Consider the following 18136-nt stretch of genomic DNA (forward strand, 5'->3'; position numbering starts at 1 on the left):
CTGGCCCTCGCCGCCGGCGTGGCCGTGGCGGTGGCACGGGCGCGGCCCGCGGTCAGCCCCACCGTGCCCCTCACCGAGGAGGCGGCCCCAGATCTCTACCGACTCGTCCGGGACCTGGCCGACCGGCTCGACGTGCCGGCACCCTCGGCCGTAGCGCTGACGCCGGACTGCGACAGCTGGCTGGAGGACCGCACGCACCCGGCGCCCGGCCGCGCGCGCGGATGCTCGCCGAGGGGCTGGGCGCCGAGCGGCGCAGCCGCCGTGTGCGCCCGGCACCCGTGCTGGTCATCGGCTCCCCGTTCCTGTGGTGGATGCGGGTCGCCGAGCTGCGCGCGGTGCTCGCCCCGGTCGTCGCGGGCACCGGCCCCGCCGCCCACCCCGACATAGCCGCCGCCCGGCGGTTCGTGCGCGGCCTGGACGCCGCCGTCGCGGACGCCTCCACCCCGGGTGGTTCGGTGTTGCGCCGGATCCCCGCGGCTTTCGTGGGGCGGATCGCCCGGTTGCTGCTGCGTGGCTGCCGCGAGCACGCGGCCGAGATGGAACGCTGCGTCGCCGCCGCCGCCTCCGGCCGTGCACAGGATGTGGACTACGCGCTGCGGATCGTGGCCCAGGAGCAGGTCGGCCTCGCCTACGCGGGCTGGGACCGCCTGCTGACCAGGGTGGCGCTCCCTGCCTGGCGGATGGGCCGCTGGCCGTCCCGGCTCGACGCCGGAGTCGTCTCGGCGCTCACCGAACTCTCCCGGCGGGACCGGCTGGCCGAGGGGTTCGCCTCGCGGCTGGGGGAGCGGCCGGCCTGCGATCTCATCGAGGAGCCGGGCGCCGCCGACGAGGCGGCCTCACTGCTGGCGGCACGGCTCTTCCACGGCGGGCCGGCGCTCGCCGGGCCCGGCTGGTCCCCGGTCGACTGGCCGCAGTATCCGGAGGAGGTCGTCGACCGGAAGTGGCGTACGGAGGCTGCCCGCCTCCATCGTGTGCTGGACACCATGGGGGTGGCGGCGAGCGTCTCCGTGGGAGCGGCGGCCGGCGTGCCGGCGGTCGGCGGCTCCGCCGTGCCCACACTGGGCCGTGTCATCGACCACCTGACGGCGCCCGGTGCGAGCAGTGAGGAGCTTGCGGCCGCGATCGGCGCCGCCATGGCCCGCGACGAGGCGGACGCGGCCTTCCGGCCGCCCACCGGTTCCCCTGACGGCCGGGCCGCCGACACCCGGCCGGGCAGCGTCCCCCCCGGCAGCACGGCGCCGGACGGTGGCCGGGCGGAAAGCCCCCGGGGCGGCGGCACCCCGCCCCCCAGCACACTGCCGGACAGCACTCGGGCCGGTAGCGCACAGCCAGGCAGCACCCGCGCCGAAAACACACAGCAGGGCACCGCACAGCCAGGCACCTCACAACCTGGCACCACGCAGCCCGACGGCCGCGCGGCTGCTCCCGCCCCGGATCCGCTGGACGCCTGGGGCTCCGCCCCGCTCCCCGTCTTCCCGCTCCAGCCGCCCCGTACGGGCACCGAGCTGCTCGCCGACCACGTCGTGGCGATGGTCTGCTGCGCCGCCGTCGACACGGCGGGCGCGGCGCCGGGGCTGGACTGGCTGGACGGCCCGACCCTGCTGGTGGACGGTGGCCGCCGGTCGGATCCGGGCGGCCACGTCCTCTCCCTCGTGGAGGACGGGGACGCGGAGCCGCTGCGGGGCTGGCTCACTTCGCTGGGTGTCCGCGCGGACAAACCCGTACGACTGGTCTGAACGATCGGCCGTCCACTCGGATGGCGAGATATGCGGGAAACAGCACCAATAATGCGGAAGAAACGGTTCCGTGCGCGTCGATTCGCGACGAACGGTGACGGAACGCACGCGTTATGTGATGTGCTGGTGGCCGACGCCGACATCCGGCGCGCAGGGAAGTCCGGGGGACGAGGGAGGGCGGCCGTATGGGGGCGGAGCAGATCCGGCGATGGGAATCGGGTGCCCTCGCGCATGCCGTGAGCGATCCGTTCGGGCAGGGTCCGCTGCCCTGGCTGCGCGGTAGCGAGAACTACTTCGACGACACGGGCCAGGTCGTCCCCTGGTACGCCGACCCCGACCTCGGCCGCGGTGGGGCCGGCGGCGGCACCCGTACGGCCGACGACGTCCGCCGGCAGATCAAGGGCTTCGTGTCACCCGGCGCCGCGGCGCCGGGTGAGGCGATCGACTTCCACATCACCGTGGACCCGCCGCAGCAGTTCTCCGTCGACGTCTACCGCATCGGCCACTACGCGGGCGACGGCGCCGCCAAGATCACCACCAGTCCCCGGCTCTCCGGCATCGTCCAGCCCCCGCCGCTCGCCGCCGAGCGCACGGTCTCGTGCCACCACTGGTGGCTCTCCTGGCGTCTGCAGATCCCCAGCTACTGGTCGGTCGGCGCGTACGTCGCCGTCCTCACCACCGCCGACGGATACCGCTCGCACATCCCCTTCACCGTCCGCGACGACCATCCGGCGGACCTGCTGCTCCTGCTCCCCGACATCACGTGGCAGGCCTACAACCTCTACCCGGAGGACGGCCGCACCGGCGCGAGCCTCTACCACGCCTGGGACGAGCGGGGACGGCTGCTGGGCGAGGAGGACGCCGCCGTCACGATCTCCTTCGACCGCCCCTACGCGGGCGCGGGCCTGCCCCTGCACGTCGGCCACGCCTACGACTTCATCCGCTGGGCCGAGCGCTACGGCTACGACCTGGCCTACGCCGACGCCCGGGACCTGCACGCCGGTCGGGTCGACCCGACCCGCTACCGCGGCCTCGTCTTCCCCGGCCACGACGAGTACTGGTCGGTGCCGATGCGCCGTACCGCCGAGCTCGCCCGCGACACCGGCACGTCCCTCGTCTTCCTGTCGGCGAACACCATGTACTGGCAGGTCGGGCTCTCCCCGTCGCCGTCGGGCGTTCCCGACCGCCTCCTCACCTGCCGCAAGCGCCGCGGCCCGGGGAAACCCGCGCTGTGGCGGGAGGTCGACCGCGCCGAGCAGCAGCTTCTCGGCATCCAGTACGCCGGCCGGGTCCCCGAGCCCCACCCGCTGGTCGTGCGGAACGCGGGGCACTGGCTATGGGAGGCCACCGGCGCCGGTGAGGGCGACGAGATCGACGGACTCGTCGCCGGGGAGGCCGACCGCTACTTCCCCCGCACGTCCCTGCCCGAGCACGAGAACCGCCTCCTGCTCGCCCACTCGCCCTACCGGGACGGTGACGGGGCCACCCGCCACCAGGAGACCTCGCTGTACCGGGCTCCGTCGGGTGCGCTGGTCTTCGCCTCGGGCACGTTCGCCTGGTCCCCGGCGCTGGACCGCCCCGGCCATGTGGACCCCCGCGTGCAACGGGCCACGGCCAACCTGCTCGACCGGATCTGCAAGCGCGACTGAGCGAGGGCGGCGGCCGAGCCGACCCCCGGCGGCGGGCACCGGTCGCATGCGGGACAATCGGAGCGACTCCTGGATCAACCTACGCGGAGGCAGCGTGTCCGGTTTCGTAGAAAAGCCCGAGCCCGTGCAGGTGCCGGGGCTCACCCACCTGCACACCGGCAAGGTGCGTGACCTGTACCGGAACGAGGCGGGTGACCTCGTCATGGTCGCCAGCGACCGTATCTCCGCGTACGACTGGGTCCTGCCCACCGAGATCCCGGACAAGGGCAGGGTGCTCACCCAGCTGTCGCTGTGGTGGTTCGACCAGCTCGCGGACATCGTCCCGAACCACGTCCTGTCCACGGAGCTCCCCGCCGGGGCCCCCGCCGACTGGGCCGGCCGGACACTGATCTGCCGGTCGCTGCGCATGGTCCCCGTCGAGTGCGTGGCGCGCGGATACCTCACCGGCTCCGGCCTGACCGAGTACGAGGAGAGCCGCACGGTCTGCGGCCTCGGCCTGCCCGAGGGCCTGGTGGACGGATCCGAACTGCCGGGACCGATCTTCACGCCCGCCACCAAGGCGGCCGTCGGCGACCACGACGAGAACGTGTCGTACGAGGAGGTGGCCCACCAGGTCGGCCCCGAGACGGCGGCGGCCCTGCGCCAGACCACGCTCGCCGTCTACGGCCGGGCCCGTGACATCGCCCGCGAGCGCGGCATCATCCTCGCCGACACGAAGTTCGAGTTCGGCTTCGCGCCCACCGAGGACGGCGGTGAGGAGCTGATCATCGCCGACGAGGTGCTGACCCCGGACTCCTCGCGCTTCTGGCCCGCGGACACCTGGGAGCCCGGCAGGGCCCAGCCCTCGTACGACAAGCAGTTCGTGCGGGACTGGCTGACGTCGGCGGCCTCGGGCTGGGACCGGCACGGCGAGCAGCCGCCGCCCGCGCTGCCGCAGGAGATCGTGGACGCGACCCGGGCCAAGTACCTGGACGCCTACGCCCACCTCACCGGCATCAGCTGGTCGGCCGCGCCACTGAGGTGACGGCAGAAGGCCCCGGTCACGAGGACCGGGGCCTTCTGTACGGAGCGAACGACGAGGTTCGAACTCGCGACCTCAACCTTGGCAAGGTTGCGCTCTACCAGCTGAGCTACGTTCGCATGCGCCGTGGCGCGGTGCCTACTATACCCAACCCCGCTCCCGTGCGAGACGCACCGCCGCATGACGGTTCTCGACCCCCAGTTTGGAGACGGCCGACGACAGGTAGTTGCGGACGGTGCCCTGGGAGAGCGAGGCCCGTTCCGCGATCTCCGCGACGGGTGCCCCGTCCGCGGCCAGTTCCAGCACCTCGGCCTCCCGGGAGGTCAGCGGCGAGTCGCCGGCGGAGATCGCGTCGGCGGCCAACTCCGGGTCCACGTAGCGGTTGCCCGCGTGCACCGTCCGGATGATCTCGGCCAGTCTGCGGGCGCTGACCGTCTTCGGCACGAACGCCCGGACGCCTGCGGCGAGCGCCCGCTTCAGGTGCCCCGGCCTGCCGTGGCTCGTCACGATCATGGCCCGGCAGCCGGGCAGTTCGGCGCGCAGCGATGTGGCGACCTTCACACCGTCCGCCCCCGGCATCTCCAGGTCCAGGACCGCCACGTCGGGGCGGTGGGCCCGGGCCATCGCGAGCGCCTCCGGGCCGGTCGCGGCCTCGGCGACGAGCACGATGTCGTCCTCCAGGGCGAGGAGTGCGGCCAGCGCTCCGCGGATCAGGTGCTCGTCGTCGGCCAGCAGGACGCGGACGGGCCGTGGCGGGGTGGTCATCGTTCCTCCAGCAGGGGCACGGCGGGGGCCGGGGCGTTCGCGGGTGAGGGCAGGGGGACGGTGGCCGTCAGCCGGAACAGGCCGTCACCCGCGGGCCCCGCCTCCAGCCGGCCGTCCAGTGCGGACAGCCGTTCGCGGAGCCCGGGCAGACCGGACCCCCCGACGGGTGCGGCCGCCGTGTCCGGCGGCGCCCCGTCGTTCTCCACGACCAGCCGTACGGTGTCCTCCGCCGCACGGAGCCGGATGGTGCACCGCCGCGGGTCGCCGTGCCGCAGCACGTTGGTGGCGGCCTCCCGCACGACCCAGCCGAGCGCCGACTGCACGGACGCGGGGAGCCGCCCGGTGCCGTGCGGGTCGCCGCCCTCGACCGCGCAGCTGATCCCGGCGGCCCGCAGCACGCCCTGGGCGCCCGCCAGTTCCGTACGGAGGTCGGCCTCGCGGTAGCCGCGTACGACGTCGCGGACCTCCTGCTGGGAGACGCGGGCGATGCGCTGGACCTCGACCATCTGGTCGACGGCGGCCGGCTTGCCGCGCTGGGCCAGCTCCACCGCCAATTCGCTCTTGAGCGCGATCACCGCGAGATTCCGGCCCAGGACGTCGTGCATGTCCCGGCCGAACCGCAGCCGCTCCTCGGCGACCGCCAGCCGGGTCTCCACGTCCTTGGCCTCACGCAGCTTCAGCATCACCCCGAGGGTCCAGGCGGACAGCCGCACGGTGACGGAGAGGAGGGCGCCGCTGAAACCGACCCCGAGGAAGGTCAGGAGCACGAACGAACTGCTGCCCCCGGCCAGCCAGGTGCCGCCGCCCACGCAGGCCGCCACGAGGGTCAGGCACACACTGACCGCCCACAGGGGGACGATCAGGACGAACGGCGTGACGAACGGCCAGACCACGGCGCCCAGGGCCAGCCGCAGTTCGGGGAACTCCTCGGTGCCGGCGTACCCGCCGAGTGCCACGAGGCCCGCCACGTTCGCGAGCAGCAGACCGGCCGAGAGGGCGACCAGCCGCCGGTCGACGGGCTGCCGGCCGAGGTAGCGGTCGAGGGCCCGGGCGATCAGTGGCACCGAGCAGAGACCCTGCCCGACGGCGGTCAGGACCGTCGCGGCGATGAGCGCGGCCGGCGCGCCGGAGTGCCGGACCGGGCGGGTGACGGACAGGAGCGCCTGGCACAGGACCATCCCCCAGACCAGGGAGTGCAGGGAGCCGCGCGTGTACAGATCGATCTTGGCGAAGCCGTCGCGCCGCTGCCATCCGCGCACCTGCGTCCGTATCCACACGGTTCTGCACTTCCCCCCTGCGCCCGCGGGACTCAGCGCCGCGGATCCCACCGGAACCACCGCTGCACAGCAAACACCGCGAGGACCGTCCAGGCCAGCGCGGTCAGCGCCGCCCCGAGCACGTCCCCGGCGGGGACGCCTCCCAGCCAGCCGGCCCGCACCAGTGTCATCACCCCGGTGAGCGGCAGCAGTTCGCACAGCGACGCCGCGAGGCCGGGGAGGATGTCCAGCGGTACGAACAGTCCCGAGCCCAGCAGTGAGATCAGGAAGAGCGGCAGGGTGGTCAGCTGGGCGGTCTGCACCGTGCGGGTCAGGGCGGAGGTGGCCGCGGCCAGTGCCGTCATCAGCACGGTGCCCAGGAGCAGGCCCAGGACCAGCAGGTCGGCCCGGCGCGGCGCCGTCAGGCCGAACGCGAGTGTCCCGCCGGCGACGATCAGCGCGCACTGCAGGAGTGCCAGCAGCCCCGCCGGAAGCGCCGTGGCGGTGAGGATCTCGCGGTCGGGGACCTCCCCGGTGCGCAGCCGCTTCAGGACGAGTTCCTCCCGGCGGGCCACATAGGCGGCGACCAGGTTCATGTAGACGACCTGGAGCAGGACGATCCCGATGCCACCGCTCAGGGACGCCCCGGCCGCGGTCAGCCCTGACCCGCCGAGGCCGACCTCCTCCAGGGTGGTCCGCATCACGAAGATCAGCAGCACCGGCATCAGGAGGGCGAGGAAGACCGCCGTCCTGTTCCGTACGAAGAGTGTCAGCTCCGCCCGGCCGAGTGCGCCCAGCCGTCCGGTGACCGTGGTGCCCGTCATGCCGCCGTCCTTTCCGTCTCCCTGTGCGCCTTCGCGATGTCGAGGAACGCCTCCTCCAGCGAGGCGGAACGGGCGTCGAGCCCGTGCAGCTCCACGCCCGACTCGCTTGCCCAGCGGAGGAGTTCGTGCAGCGACTCCTGGAGCGCGTGGGTGCGGATGTCGATGCGCGGGCCGTCGGCGGCCGCCCGCAGCGACAGCGGGAGCCGCGCCGCGGGCACTCCCTCCGGGAGCTCGAACCGGATGCGCGCGGGGCGCTCGGCCGTCACGTCACGGATCGTGCCCGAGGTGACGATCTGCCCCTGGTGCATGATCGCCAGGCGGTCGGCGAGCGCCTCGGCCTCTTCCAGGTGGTGTGTGGTCAGCAGGACCGTGGTGCCGCTCTCGCGGAGTTCCCGCACCAGCCGCCAGGTGTCACGCCGCCCTTCCGCGTCGAGCCCCGTCGTCGGCTCGTCGAGGAAGAGGACCTCCGGTCGCCCCAGCAGGGCCAGCGCCAGATCGAGGCGGCGGCGCTCCCCGCCGGAGAGCTGTTCGACCCGGACCCTGCCGCGCCGCGTCAGGCCCACCAGCTCCAGCGCTTCGCCGCAGGGCCTCGCCCCGGTGGTGCAGCCCGCCCACATCCGGACGGTCTCGGTGACGGTGAGGTCCGAGGGGAAGCCCCCCTCCTGGAGCATCACCCCGACACGGGGCCGGACCGCGGCGCGCTCCCGGTACGGGTCGCGGCCCAGGACACGGACGCTTCCCCGGTCCGGGGCCGCGAGCCCCTCCAGCAGTTCGACGGTGGAGGTCTTGCCCGCACCGTTGGTCCCGAGCAGGGCGAAGAGCTCGCCGCGTGCCACGGAGAAGGAGATCCCGGTCACAGCCTCGAAGCCGCCCGCATAACGGCGGTGGACGCCGTCGGCTTCGATGGCCGCGCCGGCGGGGGTGTCGTCGTCGCTGGTCATGCCACCAGCGTTCCGCGGGTTCACGGCCGGGGGCAGTGCGCCCTGTCACTACCGCTCATGACATACGTCATGGGCCGCGGCGAGAACGGCAAAGGCCCCGGTCGATTTCGACCGGGGCCTTTGCGAAACAAGAGCGGACGACCAGGTTCGAACTGGCGACCTCAACCTTGGCAAGGTTGCGCTCTACCAACTGAGCTACGTCCGCATTGCTGCCACTCGGCTTTCACCGGTGGAGCGGGCATCACTCTACCTGATCCACGAAGTGATCCGGTAAGGCGATGCAGAGCGGGTGACAGGAATTGCACACTGCGCCTTCCCCCTGGAAGGGGGATGTTCTACTACTGAACTACACCCGCACGCTGCTTCGGGCCCGGCTTTTCGGCCTTGCCCTTCGGCGTGCTCCAGACTCTAGCCGACCTGCGGGGGTGTTGTGCAAGTCGGCTCTCCGGGGCGTCCGCCCGGCCCCGCCGGAGGTGCCGGCGGAACGGCGCATACCGGGCACATCCGTTCAACTGGCGGCGTGGAACGCCTCGTAGACCTTCTTCGGGATCCGGCCGCGGGCCGGTACCTCCATCCGGTGCGAGCGGGCCCAGGCGCGCACGGCCGCGGGGTCGGGGGCGACCGGCGTGTGGTGGTACGTCACCGGAGGTCTGTCGTGCCTGCCCGCGGGGGCCTGTCTGCGGCCGGCCGCGACGTACGGCGCGAGGGCCTTGCGCAGTTTCTTTGCATTGGCGGGATTCAGGTCGATCTCGTACGACTTCCCGTCCAGGGCGAAGGTGACCGTTTCCGCCGCTTCTCCCCCGTCGATGTCGTCGGAGAGCGAAACCACTACACGCTGAGCCACGGATATCGGTCCTTTCCTACGGCGCGGTCGCGTCCGGGGTCGCGACCGGCCTTCCGGCCGCTGAGGAGGCGGATCGACCGGCGCCGACCGTTCGCAGGGCAATCCATGCTTTCCCCGGTAATCATTTGTACAGCGGTGGGAGCCGCATCGTGAAGCCCGGGCAATTACGCCCGCGTGTCCGGGTGCAATCGGGATGAGATTTTTTGGAAGGCTTTTCCTCTGCGGTGCCGCCGCCGAAATCGTGACGTGATCGGGGCCGCCCGATATCTACCCGCGTAGAATTTCCGGCCAGGTACGCTGAGAGGACCCGCGGGGATCTGGGGAACCCCTCGGAGACACAGCCGCACCACACCACCGGGAGTGCCAGTGGCACGCGTCGTAGTCGACGTCATGCTCAAGCCCGAGATCCTCGACCCGCAGGGACAGGCTGTGCAGCGCGCGCTGCCCCGTCTCGGCTTCGAGGGAATCGCGGACGTACGTCAGGGAAAGCGTTTCGAGCTCGAGGTCGAGGGGCCGGTCGACGCTGCCGCCCTCGCCCGCATCGACGAGTTGGCGGAGACCTTCCTCGCCAACACCGTCATCGAGGACTTCACCGTGAGGGTCGAGACGGACGAGAAGTCCGAGGAGTCGAAGTGACCGCTCGCATCGGCGTCGTCACCTTTCCCGGCACGCTCGACGACCGGGACGCCCTGAGGGCGGTCCGGCTCGCCGGGGCCGAGCCCGTATCGCTCTGGCACCGCGACAAGGACCTGCACCAGGTCGACGCGGTGGTCCTCGCCGGGGGCTTCTCCTACGGCGACTACCTGCGCGCCGGAGCCATCTCGCGGTTCTCGCCGGTGATGGAGACGCTCATCGCGCAGGCGAAGGACGGGATGCCGGTCCTCGGGATCTGCAACGGCTTCCAGATCCTGACCGAGGCGCACCTGCTGCCCGGCGCGATGCTGCGCAACAACCACCTCCACTTCATCTGCCGCGACCAGAAGCTGCGGGTGGAGAACGCGGAGACCTCGTGGACCTCGGACTACTCCGCGGGCCAGGAGATCTCCGTCCCCCTGAAGAACGTGGACGGCCGCTACACCGCCGACGAGCGCACGCTCGACGAGCTCGAGGCCGAGGGGCGCGTCGCGTTCCGCTACCTCGACGGCAACCCGAACGGCTCGCTCCGTGACATCGCCGGCATCACCAACGCCGCGGGCAACGTCGTCGGCCTGATGCCGCACCCGGAGCACGCCGTGGAGCCGCTCGTCGGCACCGGCGGCACCGACGGCCTCGGTTTCTTCACCTCGATCATCAAGAAGCTGGTCAACGCATGAGCCTGGACACGGTCGAGCACGCGGCCGAAACCCCGGACACCGAGCAGCCCTGGAAGGAGCTCGGCCTCAAGGAGGACGAGTACGCCCGGATCCGCGAGATCCTGGGCCGCCGCCCCACCGGCGCCGAGCTCGCCATGTACTCGGTGATGTGGTCCGAGCACTGCTCGTACAAGAGCAGCAAGGTGCACCTCAAGCAGTTCGGCGACAAGGTCCCCGCCAACGACGCGATGCTCGTCGGCATCGGCGAGAACGCGGGCGTGGTGGACGTCGGCCAGGGCTACGCGGTCACCTTCAAGGTCGAGTCGCACAACCACCCGTCGTACATCGAGCCCTACCAGGGCGCGGCCACCGGCGTCGGCGGCATCGTGCGCGACATCCTCGCCATGGGCGCCCGCCCGGTCGCGGTCGTCGACCCGCTGCGCTTCGGTGCGGCGGACCACCCCGACACCCGGCGCGTGCTGCCCGGAGTCGTCGCGGGCATCGGCGGTTACGGCAACTGCCTGGGTCTGCCGAACATCGGCGGCGAGGTCGTCTTCGACGCCTGCTACCAGGGCAATCCCCTCGTCAACGCCGGCTGCATCGGCGTGATGAGGCACGAGGACATCCACCTCGCCAAGGCGTCCGGCCCGGGCAACAAGGTCATCCTGTACGGCGCCCGTACCGGTGGTGACGGCATCGGCGGAGTCTCCGTGCTGGCGTCCGAGACCTTCGAGTCGACCGGCCCGGCCAAGCGCCCCGCCGTCCAGGTCGGCGACCCGTTCCAGGAGAAGCTCCTCATCGAGTGCACCCTGGAGATCTTCAAGGAGAAGCTCGTCGCGGGCATCCAGGACCTCGGCGGTGCCGGGCTCTCCTGCGCCACGAGCGAGCTGGCCTCCGCCGGCTCCGGCGGGATGCGCGTCGAGCTGGACACGGTGCCGCTGCGCGACTCCTCCCTCTCGCCCGAGGAGATCCTCATGAGCGAGTCGCAGGAGCGCATGTGCGCGATCGTCGAGCCGGACAAGGTCGACCGCTTCCTGGAGATCTGCGAGAAGTGGGACGTCATCGCCACCGTCATCGGTGAGGTGACCGAGGGCTCGCAGCTGGAGATCTTCTGGCACGGCGAGCAGATCGTCGACGTGCCGCCGCGGTCCGTCGCCCACGAGGGCCCGACGTACCACCGCCCGTTCGCCCGCCCCTCCTGGCAGGACGCGCTGCAGGCGGACGACGCCGGGAAGCTGGCCCGCCCGGCGGACGGCGCCGAGCTGCGCGAGCAGGTGCTCAAGCTGGTCGCCTCCCCGAACCAGGCCTCGAAGTCCTGGATCACCGACCAGTACGACCGCTTCGTGCAGGGCAACACCGTGCTGGCGATGCCCGAGGACGCGGGCATGGTCCGGATCGACGAGGAGTCGAATCTGGGCGTGGCCATGGCGACCGACGGCAACGGCCGGTACGCGAAGCTCGACCCGTACACGGGGGCGCAGCTGGCGCTCGCCGAGTCCTACCGCAACGTCGCCGCCTCCGGTGCCAAGCCGCTCGCCATCTCGGACTGCCTGAACTTCGGTTCGCCCGAGGACCCGGACGTCATGTGGCAGTTCGCCGAGGCCACCCGCGGCCTCGCGGACGGCTGCCTGGAGCTGGGCACCCCGGTCACCGGCGGCAACGTCTCGCTGTACAACCAGACCGGGGAGACGGCGATCCACCCGACGCCGGTCGTCGCCGTCCTCGGCGTGATCGACGACGTCACCCGCCGTACGCCGGTCGCCTTCGCGGAAGAGGGCCAGCTCCTCTACCTGCTGGGTGACACGGGGGAGGAGTTCGGCGGCTCCGCGTGGTCCGAGGTGATCCACCAGCACCTCGGCGGGATGCCGCCCAAGGTCGACCTGGGCCGCGAGAAGCTGCTCGGCGAGATCCTGATCTCGGCCTCGCGCGACGGCATGATCGACGCGGCGCACGACCTGTCCGACGGCGGCCTGGTCCAGGCGGTCACCGAGTCCTGCCTGCGGGGCGGGAAGGGTGCCCGGCTGGTCGTGCCGGACGGTCTCGACGCGTTCACCTTCCTCTTCTCGGAGTCGGCGGGACGCGCGGTCGTCTCGGTGCCCCGCAGCGAGGAGCTCCGCTTCAACGACATGTGCGGGGCGCGGGGTCTGCCCGTGACCCGGATCGGTGTCGTGGACGGCGAGGAGATCGAGGTCCAGGGTGAGTTCAGCATTCCGCTGAGCGAGCTGCGCACGGCGCACGAGGGGACCCTGAAGGGTCTGTTCGCCTAGGTTCCGCCTGCGCCGAAGCCCCCGTCCGGGTCGACCGGGCGGGGGCTTCGGCGTGCGGCACGCCCCTGTTGAACGATGTTACGTAATTACGTAAGGTGGTGGGCATGGAGCTCGAAGAGCGTGTGGCCGAGCTGGAGCGCCGGATCGCGGCTCTGGAGTCGGCCGCCGAGCCAGGGGCACCCGAGCTGGGCGACGGTGACTTCTGGGCACTGGACGGGCTGAAGGACCAGCTCGGCAGGGTCGGAGAGGCCGCCGCCGACGGCGGGGTGCTTTTCACAGGCGCGGTGCGGCTGCCGCCCGGTGAGCGGTACGAGTGGCAGTACGGGGCGCTCACCGCGGGTCTGCTGGGTTCGGGCGAGGACCGTCCGGACTGGTCCGAGGCCGCTGAGCCGCTGGCCGCGCTCGGCCACCCGGTCCGTCTGCGCCTGCTCCACGAGATCCTCGGCGGCCGCCGTACGGCCGCCGAACTGGCCGGCCTGGACGAGACGGGGACGACCGGCCAGATCTACCACCACCTGCGTCTGCTCACGGCCGCGGGCTGGCTCCGGACGGTGGGGCGCGGGCGCTACGAGGTGCCAGGTGCCCGGGTCGTGCCGCTGCTGGTGGTGCTCACGGCCGCCCGGCCCTGAGACCCGTGCGCCGGGGCCGGACGCGTACGCCGAGGCCGGACGCGTAGGCCGCGACCGGCTCCGTACGCCGAGACCGAGGGGGACACCATGTCCGTACGCAAAGCCGCGATGATCTTGTACCGCTGCTGCTGGATGAGCTTCGTCGCCCTGGTGGCGGTCAGCCTCCTGGCCGAGCCGCCGGTGCCGTACGGGGTGACCTTCGTCCCCGCGGCGGCCGCGGTCGCCATCGGTCTCCTGGTGAACCGGCGCGGCCGTACGGGACTCGGGACCGCCGGACCCCCCGTCGAGACGGGGCCCCCGGTGACCGGCCGCTGGATCGCTCTCAACAGCCCGGCCGACAAGGTCCCCAGCCACGGCACCCACGGCTACGGGCAGACCTACGCGATCGACATCGTCGCCGAGCCGGAGGAGGGCGGCCGCCCGCCGTTCCGGTGGCTGTGGCCGGTCGCCCGCCCGAACCGCGACTTCCCGGGCTTCGGGGCCCCGGTCGTCGCGGTGGCGGACGCCACCGTCGTGCACGCGAGCGACGGCCGGCGCGACCACCTCAGCCGGACCTCCGGCCCGGCGCTGGCCTACCTGATGCTGGCGGAGGCCTCCGTGCGTGACATGGCCGGTGCCCGCAGCATCGTCGGCAACCACCTCGTGCTCGACCTCGGCGACGGTACGTACGCCGCGTACGCGCACCTGAGGCGCGGCTCCCTCCGGGTGCGGGCGGGAGACACCGTCCGGGAGGGGCAGGTGCTCGCCCGCTGCGGGAACTCCGGCAACTCCACCGAGCCGCACCTGCACTTCCAGCTGATGGACCACCCGGACTTCGACGTGGCCCGGGGCGTCCCCTTCACCTGGCGGGGCATCGGCGTGCCGGCCGGTGGCGAGGTGTTCACGGCCGACGAGCCCGTCGCCACCGGCTGACGGCCGGGAACGCGCCGTCCTGCCGGAGGGCGGCGGACCGCGGACCGCGGACGGCGGACCGCGACGGGTGGACGGCGGACCGCGGACGGCCGACGGAACAGCGGGCGGGCGCGCGAACCGGCGCGCCGGCCCGCTGTCGCAGGCGGCGGTTACGCTCGCCCCCATGCCACCCGCCAAGAAGCGCCCCCGCACCTACGACGCCACCCGGACCCGGGCCGCGGTCCTGGCCCAGTTCGACCATGTGCGGGGTGCCGTCCGCACGTTGACGCGGGAGCAGCTTGCCCTGCCCGCGCTGGGGGAGTGGACCGTGCGGGACCTCGCGGCGCACATGACCATGGCGCTGGAGCGTGCCGGCCGGGCCATGGAGCTGCCGGAGCCGGCCGGACCCAAGCCGGAACTCGCCCTGCTGGACTGGCCCTTCTCCACCGCCGGCGAGGCCGCGGGGATCGCCGACCACACCCGGGAGCTGGCGGCGGCCCGGCCGGATCTGGACGCGCTGTACGAGGAGACGGCGGCCCGGTTCGAGGCGCTGGTGCCCGCCGACGCCGGGGCCCGGCTGGTGGCGACCCGGGCGGGGACGATGCGGTCGGCCGATTTCCTGGTCACCCGCACCGTCGAACTCGTCGTCCACACCGACGACCTGAACCGGGCGGCCGGCCTGGACATCCCGTACGACCGCCAGGCGCTCGCCGCCTGCACCCGGCTGCTGGCCGACGCGCTCGCCGACAAGGCGCCCGGGGGCTCCGTCGAGGTGCGTGTCCCGCCCTTCGCCGTCGTCCAGTGCATCGGTGGCCCCAGACACACCCGGGGCACGCCGCCCAACGTCGTGGAGACGGATCCGCTCACCTGGATCCGCCTGGCCACCGGCCGTACGCGATGGGCGCAGGCGATCGAGGAGGCGCGGGTCAGCGCCAGTGGCGAGCGGGCCGACCTCGGCCCGCTGCTTCCGCTGATGGGCTGAGGGGGGAACCGGATCGACTGCTCGGTCCGTCCCAGGGCCATGCGCACACACCGCACGGCCGCCAGCGTCCTTGCCGTCCTCGGCACCCTCACCCTCGCCGCCTGCGGCACGGAGCCGGGCTCCGGAGCGGCGTCGGGGGGCTCCGGGGAACCGGGGGACGGCAGTGGCACCGTCCGGACGGAGCCGGCGGTGACCGGTGTCCACTGGACGGTGTCCTCCCTGACCGTCGGTGGGAGGAGGACCACCGCGCCCGCCGGCGCCCACGTCGAGATCGACGACGAGGGGAAGGCCGAAGGCAGTCTGGGCTGCAACCGTTTCACCGCGGAGGCCGCCGTGCACGGTGGCACGATCACCGTCGGTCCGGTCACGACGACCGACATGGGGTGCGAGAAGGACGTCCAGCGGTTCGAGAAGGACATGGGCCGCGTCCTCAGCGGTGAGCTCGCGGCCGCCGCGGCGGGCCGCGGCGACCGGAGGACGCTGACCCTGACGTCCGCACGGGGCGACTCCGTGGCGCTCACCGCCGAGCCTCCCGCCCCGCTGACCGGCACCGCGTGGAAGGTGACCGGTCTGGTCGCGGACGGTGTCGCCACCTCCCTGCCGCAGGGAGCGAAGGACGAGGCGCACCTCGCCTTCGGCAAGGACGGCTCGGTGCAAGGGAGCCTCGGGTGCAACTCCTTCCACGGCGAGGCGGCGGTCTCCGGCTCCACGCTGACCTTCGGCACCTTCGCCTCCACCAGGAAGATGTGCCCGGGCCCCGCGATGGAGCTGGAGCGCGCGCTCTCCGCCGTACTGGAGGGGAAGACGTCGTACGAGATCGACCACCGCTCGCTGCGGATCGAGGCGGCGAGCGGCAAGGGGCTCGTGGCGTCCGCCCCGGCGGCCGGGGACTGACCGGCCGGGGCTCGCCTCGGCCGACGGCGGGCGGGGTGCGTCAGGAAACGGCCGGATAGGGCAGGAGGCCGGAGTTCGTCCTCTCCCACGACGCGCGCAGTTCGGCCAGCCGCTTCGGTTCGGCCGCCGCCCGGTCGGCCTGTTCGCGCTGGTCGTCGGCCAGGTTGAACAGCTGGTCGGCCCCGTTCCTCCCCCGGTAGTACTTCCAGTCACCGCGCCGCAGCGCACGCTCACCGCGCACCCGCCAGAAGAGGTCACGTTCCTTCGGCGCCTCGTCCCGCAGCAGGTAGCCGGCGAGGCTGACGCCGTCCAGCGGGTGGGCCGGGTCCGGCCGCGCGCCGCCCAGCTCCAGCAGGGTCGCCGTCCAGTCGGGCGAGAAGACGGGGAGGTCGCTGACCTGGTGGCCGTCGACGCGCGCGGGCCAGCGCAGCACCGACGGGACACGGATGCCGCCCTCCTGGAGGGAGCTCTTGTTGCCGGACAGCGGCCAGTTGTAGGAGAACCGCTCCCCGCCGTTGTCGCTGGCGAAGACGACCAGGGTGTCCTCCTCCTGTCCCGACCGCTTGAGCGCCTTCAGCACCTCGCCGACCGAGCGGTCCAGGTCCTCGACCATCTCCGTGTACTTCCTGACCGAGCCGCCGTCGGCGTGCCAGAGGGCGCGTCCGTCGCCGGCCTTGATCCGGCGGACGATCTCGGCGGACGCCTCGGTGTCACCGTCGGCGATCCACGGCCAGTGCGGGGTGGTGAAGTTGAGGTTGAGCAGCCACGGCTTGTCGTGTCCGCGCAGCACGAACTCGCTCGCGCGCTCCGTCAGGACACGGGTGTAGTAGCGCAGGTCCTTGTACGTGGCATCGCCCTCGTACAGGTCGTACTCCCCGTCCAGGCCGAGCTTGGAGTAGTACTCCAGGGCCCCGCCGAAGTTGCCGAAGAACTCGTCCCAGCCCGACTTGACCGGGCTGTGGTCCGGCAGGTACCCGCAGTGCCACTTGCCGATCAGGGCTGTCGAGTAGCCGACCCCGCGCAGCAGGGACGCCAGGGTCGGGTGTGTGGGGTCCAGCCCCACCGACCTGTCGGCGATGGGCTCGGCGAGCCCGCCCTCGGTGCGCCCCGGGTAGCGCCCGGTGTACAGGCTGAACCGGGTGGGGGAGCAGGTGGCGGACCCGGAGTATGCGTCCGTGAAGCGGACGCCCTGGCGTCCGAGCCTGTCCAGGTTCGGGGTGCGGATGTGTGGAGCCCCGTAGGAGGAAAGGTCCGCCCATCCGAGGTCGTCACCGAGTATGAACAGGATGTTGGGGCGGCGTGAGTGCCTGCCGCGGGCGGCACGGAAGGGCCGTTCCTTCGCCACCTCCTCGGACGCCGTCCCCGCCGCGGCGGCTGCCGGGGCCCCGACGGCGGCGGTCGCGGCGCCGGTGGCCACCGCGGTGGTGAAGGCACGTCGGCTCAGGGGCGAACCGGAGCGTGTGCTCCCGTTCGAATGTTGCGAGGGCATGGGGTCTCCTGGGCGGGCCTCGGCCGCCGGTCGGACGACCGGCGCGAGGGAGAGGGGCGCGAGGGATCCCGTCAGGACGAGGGGCGCGGACGGGCGCACCGGTCATGAGGGGAGGAAAGGAGAAGAAGGAGGAGCGGGAACCGTGAGCGCGCCCGACCCGGGGCGGATGCCCGGCGAAAGGGGTCAGGGCGCGACGGGTTCAGGCGCAGCGACAGATGGCGCTCGCGACACGTCCCAGATCGACGTGGCGGCGCTCCACCAGCGTGACCGAGTGATCGCCGAGGGGCTGCATGGAGGAGGAGCCTGCCAACGGTCCATGGGCCTGTCAACGTCGGTCTCGAAGTGCGGACGGTCGTCTCACCTCCGGTCGGGCCTCCGGCCTCCGGCTGCCAGCTGCCGACCGGCGGCATCGGAGTCCGGCAGTCGACCACCGCCCGCCGACTGCCGGTGCCCGCCCGCCGACTGCCGGTGTCCGCCCGCCGATCCCCTGCCCCGCCCCCCGACCGCTGACCGCCGATCACCCGCCGCCGCCACCCCCCGGCCGCCATCCCTCAGCCGCCGTCCCCCGGCCACCGGTCTCCGACCGCCGGGCCCCGCCCCGCCGACCGCCGGCGCGGCCGGCCCGGGGAGCCCGGTACGAGCCCGGGAAGGCATCC

At 72.7% G+C, this 18136-nt stretch carries 17 protein-coding genes and 3 tRNA genes; 10 read left to right on the forward strand and 10 right to left on the reverse strand.

Annotated features, from left to right (window positions below):
• The first annotated feature begins 221 nt into the window (after positions 1 to 221).
• From ABZ371_RS14265 to ABZ371_RS14275, 3 genes are all read left to right on the forward strand, one after another.
• Entirely contained in the window at positions 222 to 1736 is a 1515-nt protein-coding gene (locus tag ABZ371_RS14265; RefSeq protein WP_358678309.1) for a hypothetical protein, read from the forward strand.
• 185 nt (positions 1737 to 1921) lie between these two features.
• Positions 1922 to 3385: a N,N-dimethylformamidase beta subunit family domain-containing protein gene (locus ABZ371_RS14270; RefSeq protein WP_358678312.1), complete on the forward strand. Its 1464-nt coding sequence runs from the start codon at positions 1922 to 1924 to the stop codon at positions 3383 to 3385.
• A gap of 94 nt (positions 3386 to 3479) precedes the next feature.
• On the forward strand, positions 3480 to 4409 hold the full coding sequence (locus ABZ371_RS14275) for a phosphoribosylaminoimidazolesuccinocarboxamide synthase (RefSeq protein ID WP_358678315.1): 930 nt from the start codon (positions 3480 to 3482) through the stop codon (positions 4407 to 4409).
• Between the two features lie 43 nt (positions 4410 to 4452).
• Here the strand turns inward: ABZ371_RS14275 and ABZ371_RS14280 are convergent.
• The 8 genes from ABZ371_RS14280 to ABZ371_RS14315 form a co-directional block, all read right to left on the reverse strand.
• Positions 4453 to 4525, reverse strand: a tRNA-Gly gene (locus tag ABZ371_RS14280).
• Positions 4526 to 4547: 22 nt separating this feature from the next.
• Positions 4548 to 5171, reverse strand: a complete 624-nt coding sequence (locus ABZ371_RS14285) for a response regulator transcription factor (protein WP_358678317.1) — start codon at positions 5169 to 5171, stop codon at positions 4548 to 4550.
• Positions 5168 to 6430 carry a histidine kinase gene (locus tag ABZ371_RS14290; protein ID WP_358678320.1) on the reverse strand — a complete coding sequence of 421 codons (1263 nt, stop codon included), beginning with the start codon at positions 6428 to 6430 and terminating at the stop codon, positions 5168 to 5170. Before ABZ371_RS14290 ends, ABZ371_RS14285 begins: the two co-directional genes overlap by 4 nt.
• A 50-nt stretch (positions 6431 to 6480) precedes the next feature.
• Positions 6481 to 7251, reverse strand: coding sequence for an ABC transporter permease (locus ABZ371_RS14295; protein WP_358678323.1), 771 nt, complete (start codon positions 7249 to 7251; stop codon positions 6481 to 6483).
• A complete protein-coding gene (locus ABZ371_RS14300; protein WP_358678326.1) occupies positions 7248 to 8192 on the reverse strand; it encodes an ABC transporter ATP-binding protein in 945 nt (314 codons plus the stop codon). Before ABZ371_RS14300 ends, ABZ371_RS14295 begins: the two co-directional genes overlap by 4 nt.
• A gap of 132 nt (positions 8193 to 8324) precedes the next feature.
• Positions 8325 to 8397: transfer RNA gene (locus ABZ371_RS14305), tRNA-Gly, on the reverse strand.
• Positions 8398 to 8476: 79 nt separating this feature from the next.
• Positions 8477 to 8548 (reverse strand) — tRNA-Gly (locus tag ABZ371_RS14310).
• A gap of 152 nt (positions 8549 to 8700) precedes the next feature.
• Positions 8701 to 9036, reverse strand: a complete 336-nt coding sequence (locus ABZ371_RS14315; RefSeq protein WP_358678329.1) for an Lsr2 family protein — start codon at positions 9034 to 9036, stop codon at positions 8701 to 8703.
• A 366-nt stretch (positions 9037 to 9402) separates the two neighbouring features.
• Here ABZ371_RS14315 and purS point away from each other — a divergent pair, with 366 nt between their 5' ends.
• The 7 genes from purS to ABZ371_RS14350 all read left to right on the forward strand — a co-directional run bounded on the left by purS (position 9403) and on the right by ABZ371_RS14350 (position 15991).
• On the forward strand, positions 9403 to 9672 hold the full coding sequence (gene purS, locus ABZ371_RS14320; RefSeq protein ID WP_358678332.1) for a phosphoribosylformylglycinamidine synthase subunit PurS: 270 nt from the start codon (positions 9403 to 9405) through the stop codon (positions 9670 to 9672).
• On the forward strand, positions 9669 to 10349 hold the full coding sequence (purQ, locus tag ABZ371_RS14325; RefSeq protein WP_358678335.1) for a phosphoribosylformylglycinamidine synthase subunit PurQ: 681 nt from the start codon (positions 9669 to 9671) through the stop codon (positions 10347 to 10349). The genes purS and purQ overlap by 4 nt, the downstream gene beginning before the upstream one ends.
• Positions 10346 to 12595: a phosphoribosylformylglycinamidine synthase subunit PurL gene (purL, locus tag ABZ371_RS14330; RefSeq protein ID WP_358678337.1), complete on the forward strand. Its 2250-nt coding sequence runs from the start codon at positions 10346 to 10348 to the stop codon at positions 12593 to 12595. The genes purQ and purL overlap by 4 nt, the downstream gene beginning before the upstream one ends.
• Before the next feature lie 104 nt (positions 12596 to 12699).
• The gene (locus ABZ371_RS14335) at positions 12700 to 13224 is read left to right on the forward strand and encodes a helix-turn-helix domain-containing protein (protein WP_358678340.1); all 525 of its coding nucleotides are present in this window, start codon (positions 12700 to 12702) and stop codon (positions 13222 to 13224) included.
• A gap of 87 nt (positions 13225 to 13311) precedes the next feature.
• Positions 13312 to 14136: a M23 family metallopeptidase gene (locus tag ABZ371_RS14340; RefSeq protein WP_358678342.1), complete on the forward strand. Its 825-nt coding sequence runs from the start codon at positions 13312 to 13314 to the stop codon at positions 14134 to 14136.
• Positions 14137 to 14299: 163 nt separating this feature from the next.
• The gene (locus ABZ371_RS14345) at positions 14300 to 15097 is read left to right on the forward strand and encodes a sterol carrier family protein (protein WP_358678345.1); all 798 of its coding nucleotides are present in this window, start codon (positions 14300 to 14302) and stop codon (positions 15095 to 15097) included.
• Between the two features lie 39 nt (positions 15098 to 15136).
• Positions 15137 to 15991 (forward strand): META domain-containing protein, encoded by an 855-nt coding sequence (locus ABZ371_RS14350; protein ID WP_358678348.1) that lies wholly within the window; start codon positions 15137 to 15139, stop codon positions 15989 to 15991.
• 40 nt (positions 15992 to 16031) lie between these two features.
• Here the strand turns inward: ABZ371_RS14350 and ABZ371_RS14355 are convergent, their stop codons facing one another.
• Entirely contained in the window at positions 16032 to 17480 is a 1449-nt protein-coding gene (locus tag ABZ371_RS14355; protein ID WP_358678351.1) for a sulfatase-like hydrolase/transferase, read from the reverse strand.
• 199 nt (positions 17481 to 17679) lie between these two features.
• Positions 17680 to 17772, reverse strand: coding sequence for a putative leader peptide (locus ABZ371_RS14360; protein WP_351527697.1), 93 nt, complete (start codon positions 17770 to 17772; stop codon positions 17680 to 17682).
• Positions 17773 to 18136: the final 364 nt, after the last annotated feature.

Origin of the sequence: Streptomyces sp. NPDC005899 (assembly GCF_040629645.1) — a bacterium.
Classification (GTDB): Bacteria; Actinomycetota; Actinomycetes; order Streptomycetales; family Streptomycetaceae; genus Streptomyces.